Genomic DNA, 12,723 nt, shown 5'->3' with positions numbered 1-12,723 from the left:
GGCGGCGGATTCCCTTCAGCGTTGCGGGTTGGGTGAGTGTTGGCGGACGAGTTCGGCGCTCTCGCGGTAGCGCTTGCGCAGGATCTCGCGCGTACCTTCAGGGCCGGCCGAGCCGTGCGGCATCAGCGCCTCGAGGATGGCGATCTGGTTGAGGAGTATCTGGCGCTCGATGTCGGTCATTGCTTCGCCACCGGCACAGGAGTGAACACGGGTTTGCCGTCGACAATCTCGAAGAGGTACGGCACGGGGTCCGACCAATTCGCAAAGCTCATGCTCATACGGCGTTCGTCGACGTCGGTCAGAAGGAGTGTACCGAGTTCGTCCCACCCGCGACCCTGGATGCGCCGCGTCATCTCCTCGAAGCTGTCGCAAAGCGTATCGATATCGCCGTCGACGATCAGGGCGTTGTAAACGCGCGGAAGCGTCCCATGCAGGACATAGGTCCCGTCGCGCCGCAGCGTCACATCCACGTCGCCGAGGCGCTCGCAGCTGATGAAATCCACGACGTCGCCGAGCGACAGGGGCTGATTGTAGATCGTGTTGTAGTGCGCGGCGAACTTCGCCGCTGCGGCATCGCCGGTGCGGACATATCCGAGCTCGAAGCCAGTCTCGATCGGCACAATATATTCGGCAGGTGCTTTCTTCGCCGGCGGGCATGTCTCGTCAACCCAATCGGCCGGATACCATTCGGTGTCAGACATTCGAGTTCTCCTCGACCAGGTAAGCCGCAGCCCGCCCCAGCGGCGAGGCCGGCGAGCCATCGGGGTTGCGCTTCATGGCGTGGGCAATGACGTCCAGCGGACAGCCGAATTGCAGGGCCAGCGACATCAGGATGGCGCCATCTTTCGCCAGAACGTCGGCCTGCGTGTTGACCTTCTGCGCCGTGATAAAGACTTCTGCGATCGGACCGTAGCGCACCGACCCGCCGCAGCTGCCGTCGCAGAGCAGTTCCCTGCCGAGCCCGACCTTGTAGCGCTGGCCTTCGTGCTCGATCGCGATGGTTTCATGGCGACGGCGATTGGCGAGGCGGTGGCGTCGGATCAATTGTCGAGCCCCTTCTTTGCGCCGCCCATGACAATGCGGTCGCGAACGGAGCGCAGGTCGGCGATCACGTCTTCGAGCTTGTCGCAGTTCAGCGTGAGCTGTGCATGCGGGCGCTCGTCTTCGTCGAGCAGATGAACATGGACGGCCCTGCATAACGGATCGGAGCACGTTCCGATGGAGATGCTGTGCGCGTTGAAGAACGGAAGTCTTCGCGTCATGGCCGCACTCCAGCCAGCTGCTGCCCGGTCATCGCGCGCACCCCTGACATGAATGACTCCAGTTGAAACCGGATCGCGGATGGCCGGCCATCAGGCTCGTCAGGCCTGCCGCGAAGAGGAGAGCGAGGAGAAGAGCCCGGATCATGGCTAGATGGCTCCGAGCAGATACGCGAGGCCGACGCCGGCGGCGAAGATGACGAGAAGAGCGCAGATCCAGCCGTAGAACCTCATGGCTTTACCTCTCTCCGGCCAGCGATATCGAGCGAACGGACGTGCGCGCCTGGTGCTGGTCGATCGCACGGCGCCCGATCGGCGGGTCTCGCATCAACCACGCCGTGAGGTCGGCGTGATGCAATGGGCCATCACGTAGCGGGTCGTAGAGTGCGGGCCTGCGGTCGACGAAGTCGGCCTTGCTCCAGATGTCGGGCGCCTCGGACTTGTACTCGGCGCGCTTGCGGGCGCGATCGGCCTCGCGGCTGCGCTTCCGATGCCCACGCATGTAGTCGCGCATGTAGTCGCGGTTTTCTTCCCTGGAGCGAGACGTCATGCTGCCACCCCCGTCCATTCGAGCTCGTCCCCCCAGCTGAACCAGCCTTTCCGAGGACGCCGCGCGTTCAATTCGATATAGGGGCCCTCGACCAGGCGCTCGGAGCGCGCGAGCCACTCATCGGGCTTGCGAGAGTGCTCCATCAAAGGCGCAACGATCAGCTGACGGACGTCGGCATAGAGCCGCTTCGGTTTGCCGCGGATTCCGAGCCAGCAATCCTCCGGGTTGGCACGCGTCCAATACCCCATGCCGAGGTGCCAGCTGGAATCATCGTGGGCGAGCAACTTGCCATCGTTATTGGTCTTGGCCCAGGTGTAGAGCTTGGTGACGGGCTCATAGCCGTAATGGCGCATCAGCGCGAAGGCGGCCTCGAGGCACCAGTCGACCGTCCACATGCCGATCGCCGAATCGTCCGCGCCTATCGCGCCGACTGGAATATTCTTGATCTTCTCGATCTCTTCCGTCTTGTAGTGGATTCCGGCGGACCGCCCCTCGCCTGCATCGGAACGGGTCTTGAAATGCCATTGGGGGTCCATGCCGACGAAGCCTGCGCGGAAGCCCGATGCGACAAGAGCTTCCAGGTCCGCGACACAGCCGCCGGTCTCGGCGCGCGCCGCATGCGCGGCGCGGCGGCCGGCGATCTCGGCCTCCTTCGCAGCCGATTGAATCGGATCGACCAGGATGGCGCCGCCGCCGCGAACCTTCTGGCGCGCGGCCTCCTCGATCTGCTTGAATGCGTCCGGGGACAGCGCGGCCGCCTTCTGGGCCCGTGACGAGAGCTTCCAGTCCTTGACGCCGATGTCCTTCAGGGTGACGCGGTCGGAGCCATCGTCTTTCGGCTTGCGACCGTCCGAGATCCTGCCGGCTTCCTTGAGCGCACCGATGATCTCGCCCAGGCGCCTGTCGGCTCGCATCTGCGCAACGACGGCTTCTTCGAGCAGCGCCTTGTCCTGGATCTGTCTGGCATAGAGCTTGACGTGCTCGAAAAGGTCGTGGATCTGCACGACTTCGCCGGCGTCCTTGACCTCGGCGAGAGACCGGCATGCGCGATCGTAGGCGGCGAGCAGCGTCATGCCACCTCGACCAGTTGGCGGCCGACGCCGCGGTGGGTGCGGATCTCGAGCCCGAGACTGGCAAGGTCGAGATTGCGGACGATCTGGTCGATCAGATCGCCGGCATTCGGCGGACGTACCGTCCAGAGTTTAGAGACCAGCCATTCGTCACCGACGCAATTCGGCATCGCCTTGTGCACGGCGGCGAAGAGCAGCGCAGCGCGCGGAGCGACCTCGATGCGCCGGCCGCCGCGGCTGATGAAGTCGCGCCCGATCGTGACCGGACCGGTGGCGGATGGACGGCCGGGAGCCTTGGCCACCGGAGGCTCGATCGGCGCTGATTTTGCCGCCCGCACCGGAGCCTTTCCGTCCCTGCGAGGCGTCGTGACCTCTTCGGCCGCCTCCGCAGGGACTGAAGCTTCGAACTTGCCATCAAGATGGGCGGCGATCGCGTCGATCAGCAGCGCGGCAACGCCCTCGCCGCTTTCGATCGCCGCCGCCGACGCGCGGTTGAACTGCGCGGCGAAGTCGAAGGTCTGCATGGCGAAAATCAGTCGCGGCAGATCGCCGAGCCATTCCCGGTCAGCCTCGATCACGGAGCACAACGCCTGCACAATCGCCTTGCGGATCATGCCGGGATTGCCCTTGCGGGTCTTGGTGACGCAGGACAGCGCGGCGACCAGGACGTCGCGTCCATATTTGGCCAGCGCCGATTGCAGCATGCCGACCGCCAGCGTCTCGCCCGGCTTCATCTTGTTCGCCGGCACCGGATAGCGGCAGATGCTGACGCCGGCCGCCTCGCAGGCTTGCGTCAGTTCGTCGGCGATTTTATCGCCGGCAGCCAGGCGCGCAGCATGCAGTTGCAGCGGCGACATCGCAGTGACGTTGGCGTTGATGGCGACGAAGGCATCGGCCTGATCGGCCTGGTCGACCTGGATGATGACGCAGGGCACGCTCTCGAATTCGCACGCAGCGGCGGCCGTGGCGCGATGCTGGCCGTCGATGACGGCGAACAGGCCCTCGCCGATCGGCGCCACCACCACGGGCGTGAACTTGGCCCATTTGAACTTCGGCACGATCGCGACGATGTTGTCGGCACCGCGTCGGCCGATCTCGCGCTGATAGCGCGGATCGATGCGCAAGCGGTCGATCTTGAGCCATTGCAGTTCCGGACGCTCGCCGACGTCGGGCTTCGGGCCCTTCGGGATGCGCGGCAGGAACGGTTTTGGATCGATGCGGCGAAGGTCGCTCATCCCGGCACCTTCGGGAATGCGTTATGCTCGGCTCCGTCGAGGAGGCGACCGGCCTTTTTCTTGCCTACCCATGTGACTGCCGCGCGAGCGGCGTTTCCCTGACACTTCTTGGCTTCACCGCAGCCGCACTGCGGACAGCGCGCGACCTGGTCGAGGTAGTCGGGCGTCTGGAAAAGATCGAATGGCGGCGGCGGATACGCTCCGCCACCACATTGGTACTTATCTGACCATCCGCTCTCGATCGGTCGAACACAGCTGCGACGGTCAAACCAGTGCGTGCGATCGTGATCGGGATGATAGGGCCAGTCGAGGTTGCCGAGATCATCGGTCGGCATACCCCATTCGCCCCACTGCTTGAAGAAAAACGCCGTGTCGTTTCGGTCGCACTGATCGCGAAGGCCCCGCACCCAATCCGGGTGCATCGGGCGAGCGCGGTTGCCGCTCTCGCCACCGACAATGACCCAGTCGAGTACGGCGCCGTGGAATTCCTGGTCGTCCTCGATGGCGACGTCGCATTCGAGCGCGCTGTGGTGGTCCTCGCACCCGTCGCCGTGGCGAACGATGTCCTCGAGGTCGATCGGGCCCAGCAGCGGCTCAAGCGAGACGAAGCGGACCGCAGCCGGCGTCTTCTGCAGCTCCGGAATCCGCTCATTTGCTTCCTGCTGCCGCTCGGCCGAGATGCCGAGCCAGGCGTTCGGGAGGGGCCCGGAAGGAAGCGTGCGGCCCTGCAAGCCCGCAAGCAGTAACGGCCGGATGTCGGTCATGTAGTTCGGGTTAGCCACCATCCAGCTTCGTTCGGCGCGGTTTAGCAGCGCGCTCCACGGCGAACAGGCAATGCCTCGCGGCGCGACCTTCGAGCCGAACAGCCGTTCCATATATGCCCGCATCCGCTTCGCGCGCTTCGTCAGCACCTGGAACGTATGCTGCGGGCACAGCGCCATGACGGCGAACATCTTGTCGAGCATCTCGTCGGTGACGAAGTCCGCGAAGGCGTCCGTCATTGAGCAAACGAAGATCTTGCGAGGCTTCTTCCAGCGAAGCGGCTGGGTCAACATCTGCTCATCGAGGAACAGCTTCACCTCGCCGTTGTTGAAGCCTTTGTGTTCCTCACGAAACATCTCCCCCGGTTTAAAGTCCCGGCCAGTGCCAAGTCTCCGGTTGAAGCCCTCCGCATAACAGTTGCGGCAACCGTCGCTGACGTGCTCGCAGTGCCATCCGATGCGCTCTCTACCGGAGCCGTCGTTCTGGATCTCCATGACGCGGGCGCGGATCGGATTCCAACTGGCATCCGTCCATTCGATTGCCGACCGATCGGCCATCACCGGTTCTCCCGTTGTTGTGGCAACCCGAGGCTCCTGATCAGATTGCCGCTGTCGGCCCAGCTGGCGTGACCAAGCCACGCGGCCAGGAATTCGCGCAGGCGCTCGTCATCGCCGCGGGCTCGAAGGGCCGCGATGGTGCGGCGGGCGCGGATGACGCTGTCTCGGCGCAAGAGCTTGTGGTTGGCCCAGATCCGGTAGCCGAGGAAGTTGATGCCGCGGGAGACGCTGGAGACCTGCCATTTGGAGAAGCGCAGGCCCAGCTCGCGCGCGGCGTAGGATTCGATCTCATCCTTCAACCTGCGCAAATGCGCAGGTTCGCGGCCGAGCACGACGAGATCGTCCATGTAGCGGTACCAGAGCCGTTCGCCGAGATGCTGCTGCAAATGACGGTCGAGCGTGGCGCCGGCGTAGACGTTGGCGAAAATTTGCGAGGTCAGGCTGCCGATCGGCAGTCCCGTTCCCGTCCGAGGCACCATTGCCTCGATCAGCTCAAGCGTCGCCCGGCAGGAGATCTTCGCCTCGATGAGCCGCCACAGCACGCCCCGCTCGATCGAGGCGAAGTAGCGCGAAAAGTCGGTCTTGAGGAAGTGGAGCTCGCCGCCGCGCGCTTCCCGCCGCAGATCGCTTTGCAACTGGACGACGCCGGCATGAGTGCCCTTGCCGGTCCGGCAGGCATAGGCGCGCGGCAGCATGGCAGCATCGAAGATCGGGCCGATGACCAGGCAGAGCGCCTGCTGGGCGATCCGGTCCCGGAACGGCAGCGCCTGGATCAGCCGGCGCTTGGGGTCGAGAATGAAGAATTCGTGCGGCGCACCGGCCCGATAACGACCGCTCGCCATGTCCCGGCCGAGGTCGGCGAGGTTGAGCGCGGAGAATTCCTTGAAGTCGAGATAGTCAGGCGTCAGCCGCTTGCCGGCGGCGGTCAGGCGAAGCGCCGCCTCCATGTTGCGGGGCGAGGTGATCTTGCCGATGAGGTTGCGGTAGCGTCGCGTCATTGCGAGCCCCATTCCAATTGCAGCTGAAGCCGGCCGCGGGTCTCGACGGCAGTTCTGCGCTGAACCGCCGCTACGCCCCGCTCTGCCGGACCGCGCAGTGTGTTTGCCGAAGCAGGAGAGTCGAGCTGACCACAGTTGTGCTGTGACCGGCCGGCGAGGCCGTGGCCTGTGCCGAGCGATAGTCACGGAGCCGTCGTCACTGCGGCCGCGGGCGCCGATGTTCTCGTTCGAGTTGTCCGCCCAGTTGTCGAGGTTCGCGTGGCGCGAGCCCGCGTTGCCCTCGTTCCACCAGGACCCGCCGAGGATCGAAGCGCGCGGCGACATCATTGCCCCGCCTCCCCCTTCCGCACGCCGGCGGCGTGCGGAACCCTGTTCGTGCCCGATGCCGCAAGCTTCTTCTGCCATGCGTTCAGCATGCCGCCCGGCTGCGCCAGGAGCGCGAGTGCGGTGACATGCTGATGCGGCGTCAGGATCTTGATCTCGCCGCGCGCCAGGAAACGCAGCAGCGCGCGCAGCGTGGCGAACTCGGCATCGATCGCAAACAGCCTCGAGATCTGCCGCGACTTCGCCGCGTGGTAGAGACCTCCGATCGGCGTGAACATCTGGGCAAGCACGGTGTCCCTGAGGACGCCATGCTTGCGCGGACTGTTTTGCAGGATCGGATAGAGATAGGTCACGAAAGCCTCGTACTTCTCGACGATCGCCAGGGCTTCCGTCGCCGAATTGTCGTCCCTGACGATCATCGAATCCGCTTCACCTCGAGGAGACGCGTCGCTGTCGCGACGCGGGATCAGGTTTGCAGGTGGTCACTGCGGCCGCGGGCGCCGATGCTCTCGCCCGAGTCGTCCGCCCAGTCGCCGAGGCCCGCGAGGCGCGAGCCCGCGTCGCCCTCGACCCACCAGGACCCGCCGAGGATCGAAGCGCGCGGCTCGTCGGGATCGCCATCGTGGCCCCACACCCACATGTTGCCGGCCGCCTGCATCAGGCCGAACTTGCTGGTGCGCGGGGCGTCGAGGTTGGTTCGCACCGGATCGCTGTTCGTCGCGGTGCGCTCGGTGACGCCGAATGCTGCGGCGGCGAACTCTTCGAACGACAGCAGCTGCTTGCCGTGGTGCTTCATCACGGCGCAGGCCGCGGCGTAGTCGAAGCGCTTGAACCGCCTCCCGGTGGCCGGATCGGTCGGGCAATCGCGGCCATCGGCGATCAGCGCGTCGAAGGCGCTGGTGCCGTTCTCCAAATGCTCGGCGCCGGTCAGGTAGATATCGCACCAGAAGCGATGGCCGGGCGCTTCGACCAGCACCATGCCGCGCGGGTCCAGGCACGCGGGGCGGAAATTGTGATCCCAGAGCGAGTACGGGTTGATCGCCGGCACGGTGTCGCCGCCCTTGCGCGCCTCGGCATTGCCGCCTGGTGCAAAGTGAAAGCCACCGATGAACGGATCATCGCCTCGATTGGCATAGGGCACGGCGACCGGGCCGTCGCCCGAGATCCGCACCACATAGTCGGTCCCGGGCTCGAGCGAGGTGATCTTCACCTCGGTGTCGGCCGAGAAACCGCCGCCGTTGAAGAACGTGCCGGCCTTGATCTGCAACCGGCCAAGGCCCTCGACCTTGAGCACCGGCGCCGCCGGGTCGATCTTGGCGAGCAGCGGTGTGGCGTCCTCAATCTTCGCAGTTGCGTTCATGTGTCATGCTCCATGTTCACCGGCTCCAGGCCGGAATGACGAAAATCGGGATTGTGCTTGAGCACCAGAGCCAGCCCCGCGCGATCGAGCATGGCGCGGAAGGTATCGACGGTTGCGGGCATGCCGAGCGGGCTCTGGCCGACCTGCCGCAGCGCTTCGGCGAGGCGGGCGTCGACCAGCGGGGCGACTTCGTCGGGATCCTGGCGCATCACCCGATCTCCGCGATGGCCGCATCGCGCGCGGCGTTGAGCTCGGACATCTTGTCGATCGATCCGCCTTCGCGGTCGGGGTGATAGGCCTGCGCCAGGCGCTTGTAGTTGCCCTCGATCGCGCCCTTGGTGACGAGCACGCCATGGCCGATCTCCAGAATATCCCGCCAGTGCTTGCCCTTCGGCGCCGGCAGCGCCTGGAAGCCGGAGAAGGTCGCGCGCACCAGCGCGAGCGTGCCGTGGCGCAGCTCAACGCGGCGGGCTTCGATGATGTGGTGGATTGCCTGCAGATTCGCCGCCGGGCTGTCATAGCGGTCGACCGCGATGCAGACCTGAAGACCGTCCCAGGCAAACCAGACCGCGACGCCGGGATCAGCCGGGCGGGTGCCGGTGTTGTGGGTTAGCGGGTTGAAGTCGATGTTGCTCGACAGAATCGGATTTTCGATCTTCTTGCCGCTGTCCTTGGCGAACAGCTCGAGGCTCTTCTTGACGTTGCGAAGCGCCGTCTCGAAGTTGGTCTTGAATGTGCCGGCGCCGCGGCCGTGCTTCCAGCGCGGGAAGCCGGACGGCCAATTCAGGGGATAGGCCTGTGCCTGCGGCTGGGCTTGCGGGCTCATTGTCGAGCCAGCTCCGGCACGTCGAACTTCAGGCTGACCGCGATTTCCTTCCGGCCCTGTTTGCGCGCGACGGCCCGCATCGCATCGTTGCCGATCGCCGTGCCGCTCCAGATCGCAGAGGCCCCCAGCTTTCGCGCCTTGTCGACCAACTGATCCCAAAGCATATTGTAGATGCCGTTCCGGCGATGCTCCGGCAGGACATAGCCGAGCTGGAGCCAAAGCCGGTGGCTGTCCTTCTGTTCGAACCAGATGATGACGCCAACGGCCTTGCCATCGATAGACGCCAAGATGCCATTGTAGCTGTGATGCAAGCCGACGGCCTGCTCGCCGCCGTCATTGATCATTTCGTATTGGCCGCGCAGCGCCAAGGCGACCGCCGGCGTACCATCAATGCCGGAATAGTGGGTGATCTGCACGCTCATCGCCGCGTCTCCTGCGTCGCCGCCTTCTCGTTCTTCACCTGCTGCCAGGCCTCGACGCGCAGCGCCGGCAGGAGCGCGCCGATCGCGGCGAGCCAGCGCGAGCCCGGGTCCATGTCGCCGGCGAAAAAGCCTTCGGTACTGGCCACGATCGCCATGCCGGCATGGGTGCAGCGGACGCCTTCGCTGGCGGGGCGACGGTCGGCGGCGCGGATCTCCTGGGCGAGCGAAGTGAACCGCAAATCGGCGGCAAGGCCATGATGGCGCGCCGGCTTCGTCACCACTTCCTCGGTGAAGACGATCAGCTCCGTCAGCGACTGAGAGAGCGGCTTCATGCGCGGTCCTTCGTAAGATGGCGGCTTTCGTGGGTGACGAGCTCGACAAGGGAAGCGATGACGGACTGCCAACGATCCTCCCGCGACGGCCATTGCGAGAGATCGCGCGCGCACTTCGCCGTGCGCATCATGGTGATGACGAGAAGCTGCACCGGGATGAGGAAGGTGCTGGTCTCGGGTGTCTCGACCACCAGGAGATCGAGGAAAAGCCGGTCGGCGTTGTCGCCGAGCTGCTGCGCATTGTGGCGCCCGTCGAGATAGGCGGTGGCGTAGGAGACGGCGTGGCCCGCGATGAGGTTGGCCTGCTCGATGCGGGTGAGGTGTTGCTGCATCACGCACCTCTCTTGCGAAAAGTGAGAACGACGGCCGTCCTCGAGAGGGAGGAGGGACGGCCGCCGTTCTCGTTCCGCCGGAGGGCGCCTGCGGAAGGCTTGGTGCGCAGAGGAATGCCCCACGCACGGAAGTCGCGCGCCACCATCTGGCGCTCGCGCGGTAGGGTCGGCACCTCGCCGAACGGAAAGAAGAACGGATCGTCCGCTGCCGCGGAAAGCGAAGACCTGGACGCGGCCCCTCGGCGGACGATCCGTACCGCGCATACCAGCAGCAGCGCGATCACGATGAGAATGACGGGCAGCAGCGCCGCCAGGATGTCGATGATGCGGATCATGTTTGCTCCTCCTTCGCAGGAGTCGCTGCGGTGTTGCGGACGGCCTGCTCAAGATCGCGCTGCATATCCGCCTTGGACGGACCCGATGGCATGGCGCGATAGCCGCGCAAGGCATTGCGCTCGATCAGCCTGCGCCGCTCGTGTTCGGCGCTCGTCATTGCAGCTTGCCCTTGCGAAGCGCGATCAGCATGAACGGCCAGCCACAGATCAGCACCAGCGTGATCAGGGCGTTGCCGATGAAGTCGAGCACGTCGCCGGCGCCGGTCAGCTCGGTCGCGTAGACGTGCACCAGGCGCCCGCGGCAATAGACCCAGAACCACACCAGCGAACCGACCTGGACGTGAACCAGGCACGCGGTAATGGCGGCGTGAAGCAACGACTGGTCGGCAAGCATCGAGATGCCCTCCTGTTGCAGGGACGCAGAGGCTCACGTCCGGAAGTGACCGGACGGGTGCAATTGCGGGTGATGTCGGGATACGCTGGTGACGCTTACTTGAACTGGGCGCGAGGATTTCAGCTATCGGTGCTGGATGGCCTCACGGATCTCGGAATGAAGTCGGGTCGCTCGGGGACGAAGACGTCGTTGTTGTCGCTGGCATGCAGATGAACGCGCATCGCCCAGTCATAGGCGAGGTCCATCTGATCCTGCGCCCATGTCGCGACCATCTCCGGGGAGACGTCGACGTCGCCGACGAGCAGGAGTGAACCGAAGCAGATCTCGGCATTGACCACGCCGTCATTGCCGTTTGGCTTCAAGAGATCAGCGGTCATTGCATCGGCGCCCGCTTCCTCTTGCGTCGACCTGCGAAGCTCAGCGCTGACCATGTCCAGGATGTCGGCCGTCTCGGCCTTGTACTTCGAGCGCATGCAGAGGCCGTGCAGGAACAGTGTAAGGTTGACCTGCGCGGACTTCTTGCGATCGTCGGCAAATGCCGCCGTGTGCGCGGCGCTGATGTAGCAGCCGACGACATCGACCAGGACGCCGAGTGCCTGACCCATGTTGGCCGGCTCGAACTTGATATCGCCGTCGGCCTCGCTCATGCCGCCCTCCCCGCAAAGCTCCGGACGACGGCGGGGCACATAGCGCGATCACGCGCCCTTCCCGACGGAGTTTGAACCTTTGCTCTGGTACCCCGTGTCATTGACCCGGGCTGATGGATGCCAAGGCCGTCGTCCGAACTGAATTGGGCCGCGCCCGCTGAAGCGAGCCGGGATGCAGCAGTCCCGCGTGGTGCACCTGCTGTAGCTACGGCGGCCCAAACTGAAATCTCGCTCCGCGGGCGCGGTGGCATCAGCCGCGTTGCCATAGATGGTTGTTTGCGAGCGTCGCCGCCCGCCTCACCGCGAAAATTGGTTGCAGGGGTCAGATTCGAACTGACGGCCTCAAGGTTATGAGCCTTGCGAGCTACCGGGCTGCTCCACCCTGCAAAAAGGTCGAGGCGCGCACTGAGTGCCGCGAGGGATCGGTCATCGGCACCGAGGTGCGTACGGCCTTTCCGCAGGGAGCCTTGCGAGCTGTACCTGACGCCTCTGGGGTATTCCCGAATTGAACCGCGGGGCTCATCACCCCGCGGGCAGACTGCTGCGCGGCAGTCGCGCCTACTCACAACCTTCCGACCGGGATTGACCGTGGTCTTACGGGGCCCATGTGGCTTGCCAGCCGATCGGACTTGCCTCTGGTTGCTTTCGCTACGGCATTCGAATGACGGGCCTGTCGGACCTCCGGATATCGTATCCATCGGATGGGCGGGACGCCGGGTACGGCCGATCCGGTCGCCGACATTTGCATTCCCCCGGGCATGCCGGCCGTCAATTATCTCAACCGCGCCGCCGAGGCCGCAGCTCGTCGAGCACGACCATGAGCGCTTCGTAAGAAGGCGGCGTGCTGCCGTCGATGTACAGATCAGCCTGGCGCGTTGTGCAGCCGGCCTTCTGCGCGAGCGCGAGACCGGGCTTGTCGATGCCGAATAGCGCGACGCAGACGCGTCCGAATGGAGGAAGATTTTCTTGCCGGAGGTTTCGAAGAAATCGATTTCTTCGTGTTCTCCTTGGCCGCACCGGCGGCAATGTGCACGATTCGGCCATGGACATTCTGACGCACCTCTCACGCAACGCGACGCTGTCGATCGAACTTGCAGCACGGCTCCGCAACGCTGCACTGTTCCTGTCGGGAAATTCTCATGAAGCGCATCAACCGTACCGGCTATCGCACGCTGATCTGCATGGCGGCGCTGATCGTGGTCGCGCTCGGCCTGACGCTCCTGCGCGGCTGCGCAACCTGAGCGCGCAAAACCTGTTTCGTCCCGGGACACATCCTCCGCACTTTGACGGATATGTGAAGATTTCTGTTGAAGGTTCCTG

Annotated in this window: 21 protein-coding genes and 1 tRNA gene; all 22 read right to left on the bottom strand. The window is 64.9% G+C overall.

The window, feature by feature from the left end; all coding sequences use genetic code 11:
• Positions 1-15: 15 nt before the first annotated feature.
• A complete protein-coding gene (locus tag PMI42_RS39330) occupies positions 16-180 on the bottom strand; it encodes a YfbU family protein (protein WP_008138109.1) in 165 nt (54 codons plus the stop codon).
• A complete protein-coding gene (locus tag PMI42_RS21960; protein WP_008138107.1) occupies positions 177-701 on the bottom strand; it encodes a hypothetical protein in 525 nt (174 codons plus the stop codon). The genes PMI42_RS39330 and PMI42_RS21960 overlap by 4 nt, the downstream gene beginning before the upstream one ends.
• A complete protein-coding gene (locus tag PMI42_RS21955) occupies positions 694-1,044 on the bottom strand; it encodes a hypothetical protein (RefSeq protein WP_008138105.1) in 351 nt (116 codons plus the stop codon). The genes PMI42_RS21960 and PMI42_RS21955 overlap by 8 nt, the downstream gene beginning before the upstream one ends.
• Positions 1,041-1,262: a hypothetical protein gene (locus PMI42_RS21950; RefSeq protein ID WP_008138102.1), complete on the bottom strand. Its 222-nt coding sequence runs from the start codon at positions 1,260-1,262 to the stop codon at positions 1,041-1,043. The genes PMI42_RS21955 and PMI42_RS21950 overlap by 4 nt, the downstream gene beginning before the upstream one ends.
• A 235-nt stretch (positions 1,263-1,497) precedes the next feature.
• On the bottom strand, positions 1,498-1,809 hold the full coding sequence (locus tag PMI42_RS21945) for a hypothetical protein (RefSeq protein ID WP_157195805.1): 312 nt from the start codon (positions 1,807-1,809) through the stop codon (positions 1,498-1,500).
• Positions 1,806-2,882 (bottom strand): MT-A70 family methyltransferase, encoded by a 1,077-nt coding sequence (locus PMI42_RS38055; protein WP_008138100.1) that lies wholly within the window; start codon positions 2,880-2,882, stop codon positions 1,806-1,808. The genes PMI42_RS21945 and PMI42_RS38055 overlap by 4 nt, the downstream gene beginning before the upstream one ends.
• Complete coding sequence (locus PMI42_RS37505) at positions 2,879-4,114, bottom strand: ParB N-terminal domain-containing protein (RefSeq protein ID WP_008138099.1); 1,236 nt, start codon at positions 4,112-4,114, stop codon at positions 2,879-2,881. The genes PMI42_RS38055 and PMI42_RS37505 overlap by 4 nt, the downstream gene beginning before the upstream one ends.
• Positions 4,111-5,433: a DUF5131 family protein gene (locus PMI42_RS21930; protein ID WP_008138098.1), complete on the bottom strand. Its 1,323-nt coding sequence runs from the start codon at positions 5,431-5,433 to the stop codon at positions 4,111-4,113. Before PMI42_RS21930 ends, PMI42_RS37505 begins: the two co-directional genes overlap by 4 nt.
• Positions 5,433-6,431 (bottom strand): reverse transcriptase/maturase family protein, encoded by a 999-nt coding sequence (locus PMI42_RS21925; RefSeq protein WP_035966320.1) that lies wholly within the window; start codon positions 6,429-6,431, stop codon positions 5,433-5,435. The genes PMI42_RS21930 and PMI42_RS21925 overlap by 1 nt, the downstream gene beginning before the upstream one ends.
• A gap of 323 nt (positions 6,432-6,754) precedes the next feature.
• Positions 6,755-7,174 carry a diversity-generating retroelement protein Avd gene (gene avd, locus PMI42_RS21920; protein ID WP_008138096.1) on the bottom strand — a complete coding sequence of 140 codons (420 nt, stop codon included), beginning with the start codon at positions 7,172-7,174 and terminating at the stop codon, positions 6,755-6,757.
• A gap of 47 nt (positions 7,175-7,221) precedes the next feature.
• Positions 7,222-8,115, bottom strand: coding sequence for a phage major tropism determinant (locus tag PMI42_RS21915; protein ID WP_008138095.1), 894 nt, complete (start codon positions 8,113-8,115; stop codon positions 7,222-7,224).
• The gene (locus PMI42_RS21910; protein WP_008138093.1) at positions 8,112-8,324 is read right to left on the bottom strand and encodes a hypothetical protein; all 213 of its coding nucleotides are present in this window, start codon (positions 8,322-8,324) and stop codon (positions 8,112-8,114) included. The genes PMI42_RS21915 and PMI42_RS21910 overlap by 4 nt, the downstream gene beginning before the upstream one ends.
• Entirely contained in the window at positions 8,324-8,941 is a 618-nt protein-coding gene (locus tag PMI42_RS21905) for a J domain-containing protein (protein WP_008138091.1), read from the bottom strand. The genes PMI42_RS21910 and PMI42_RS21905 overlap by 1 nt, the downstream gene beginning before the upstream one ends.
• On the bottom strand, positions 8,938-9,363 hold the full coding sequence (locus tag PMI42_RS21900; RefSeq protein WP_008138089.1) for a GNAT family N-acetyltransferase: 426 nt from the start codon (positions 9,361-9,363) through the stop codon (positions 8,938-8,940). The genes PMI42_RS21905 and PMI42_RS21900 overlap by 4 nt, the downstream gene beginning before the upstream one ends.
• Entirely contained in the window at positions 9,360-9,695 is a 336-nt protein-coding gene (locus tag PMI42_RS21895) for a hypothetical protein (protein WP_008138087.1), read from the bottom strand. The genes PMI42_RS21900 and PMI42_RS21895 overlap by 4 nt, the downstream gene beginning before the upstream one ends.
• Positions 9,692-10,030 carry a hypothetical protein gene (locus tag PMI42_RS21890; protein WP_157195804.1) on the bottom strand — a complete coding sequence of 113 codons (339 nt, stop codon included), beginning with the start codon at positions 10,028-10,030 and terminating at the stop codon, positions 9,692-9,694. The genes PMI42_RS21895 and PMI42_RS21890 overlap by 4 nt, the downstream gene beginning before the upstream one ends.
• Positions 10,027-10,362, bottom strand: a complete 336-nt coding sequence (locus PMI42_RS21885) for a hypothetical protein (protein ID WP_008138085.1) — start codon at positions 10,360-10,362, stop codon at positions 10,027-10,029. Before PMI42_RS21885 ends, PMI42_RS21890 begins: the two co-directional genes overlap by 4 nt.
• Complete coding sequence (locus tag PMI42_RS39325; RefSeq protein ID WP_008138083.1) at positions 10,359-10,520, bottom strand: hypothetical protein; 162 nt, start codon at positions 10,518-10,520, stop codon at positions 10,359-10,361. The genes PMI42_RS21885 and PMI42_RS39325 overlap by 4 nt, the downstream gene beginning before the upstream one ends.
• Positions 10,517-10,756, bottom strand: a complete 240-nt coding sequence (locus tag PMI42_RS21880) for a hypothetical protein (protein WP_008138082.1) — start codon at positions 10,754-10,756, stop codon at positions 10,517-10,519. Before PMI42_RS21880 ends, PMI42_RS39325 begins: the two co-directional genes overlap by 4 nt.
• Positions 10,757-10,875: 119 nt before the next feature.
• A complete protein-coding gene (locus PMI42_RS21875) occupies positions 10,876-11,403 on the bottom strand; it encodes a hypothetical protein (RefSeq protein ID WP_008138081.1) in 528 nt (175 codons plus the stop codon).
• Between the two features lie 310 nt (positions 11,404-11,713).
• Positions 11,714-11,790: transfer RNA gene (locus tag PMI42_RS21870), tRNA-Met, on the bottom strand.
• A gap of 390 nt (positions 11,791-12,180) precedes the next feature.
• Positions 12,181-12,453 (bottom strand): hypothetical protein, encoded by a 273-nt coding sequence (locus tag PMI42_RS39320; protein WP_157195803.1) that lies wholly within the window; start codon positions 12,451-12,453, stop codon positions 12,181-12,183.
• Between the last annotated feature and the right edge of the window lie 270 nt (positions 12,454-12,723).

It is taken from the genome of Bradyrhizobium sp. YR681 (assembly GCF_000282615.1).
Taxonomy (GTDB): Bacteria; Pseudomonadota; Alphaproteobacteria; order Rhizobiales; family Xanthobacteraceae; genus Bradyrhizobium.
This window is presented reverse-complemented; position numbering and strand designations above follow the sequence as displayed.

What these genes read in the sequence shown, in the direction of transcription:
- PMI42_RS39330 (WP_008138109.1), bottom strand. Translation starts at nt 180, where the DNA reads ATGACCGACATCGAGCGCCAGATACTCCTCAACCAGATCGCCATCCTC.
- PMI42_RS21960 (WP_008138107.1), bottom strand. Translation starts at nt 701, where the DNA reads ATGTCTGACACCGAATGGTATCCGGCCGATTGGGTTGACGAGACATGC.
- PMI42_RS21950 (WP_008138102.1), bottom strand. Translation starts at nt 1,262, where the DNA reads ATGACGCGAAGACTTCCGTTCTTCAACGCGCACAGCATCTCCATCGGA.
- PMI42_RS21945 (WP_157195805.1), bottom strand. Translation starts at nt 1,809, where the DNA reads ATGACGTCTCGCTCCAGGGAAGAAAACCGCGACTACATGCGCGACTAC.
- PMI42_RS38055 (WP_008138100.1), bottom strand. Translation starts at nt 2,882, where the DNA reads ATGACGCTGCTCGCCGCCTACGATCGCGCATGCCGGTCTCTCGCCGAG.
- PMI42_RS37505 (WP_008138099.1), bottom strand. Translation starts at nt 4,114, where the DNA reads ATGAGCGACCTTCGCCGCATCGATCCAAAACCGTTCCTGCCGCGCATC.
- PMI42_RS21930 (WP_008138098.1), bottom strand. Translation starts at nt 5,433, where the DNA reads ATGGCCGATCGGTCGGCAATCGAATGGACGGATGCCAGTTGGAATCCG.
- PMI42_RS21925 (WP_035966320.1), bottom strand. Translation starts at nt 6,431, where the DNA reads ATGACGCGACGCTACCGCAACCTCATCGGCAAGATCACCTCGCCCCGC.
- avd (WP_008138096.1), bottom strand. Translation starts at nt 7,174, where the DNA reads ATGATCGTCAGGGACGACAATTCGGCGACGGAAGCCCTGGCGATCGTC.
- PMI42_RS21915 (WP_008138095.1), bottom strand. Translation starts at nt 8,115, where the DNA reads ATGAACGCAACTGCGAAGATTGAGGACGCCACACCGCTGCTCGCCAAG.
- PMI42_RS21910 (WP_008138093.1), bottom strand. Translation starts at nt 8,324, where the DNA reads ATGCGCCAGGATCCCGACGAAGTCGCCCCGCTGGTCGACGCCCGCCTC.
- PMI42_RS21905 (WP_008138091.1), bottom strand. Translation starts at nt 8,941, where the DNA reads ATGAGCCCGCAAGCCCAGCCGCAGGCACAGGCCTATCCCCTGAATTGG.
- PMI42_RS21900 (WP_008138089.1), bottom strand. Translation starts at nt 9,363, where the DNA reads ATGAGCGTGCAGATCACCCACTATTCCGGCATTGATGGTACGCCGGCG.
- PMI42_RS21895 (WP_008138087.1), bottom strand. Translation starts at nt 9,695, where the DNA reads ATGAAGCCGCTCTCTCAGTCGCTGACGGAGCTGATCGTCTTCACCGAG.
- PMI42_RS21885 (WP_008138085.1), bottom strand. Translation starts at nt 10,362, where the DNA reads ATGATCCGCATCATCGACATCCTGGCGGCGCTGCTGCCCGTCATTCTC.
- PMI42_RS39325 (WP_008138083.1), bottom strand. Translation starts at nt 10,520, where the DNA reads ATGACGAGCGCCGAACACGAGCGGCGCAGGCTGATCGAGCGCAATGCC.
- PMI42_RS21880 (WP_008138082.1), bottom strand. Translation starts at nt 10,756, where the DNA reads ATGCTTGCCGACCAGTCGTTGCTTCACGCCGCCATTACCGCGTGCCTG.
- PMI42_RS21875 (WP_008138081.1), bottom strand. Translation starts at nt 11,403, where the DNA reads ATGAGCGAGGCCGACGGCGATATCAAGTTCGAGCCGGCCAACATGGGT.
- PMI42_RS39320 (WP_157195803.1), bottom strand. Translation starts at nt 12,453, where the DNA reads ATGTCCATGGCCGAATCGTGCACATTGCCGCCGGTGCGGCCAAGGAGA.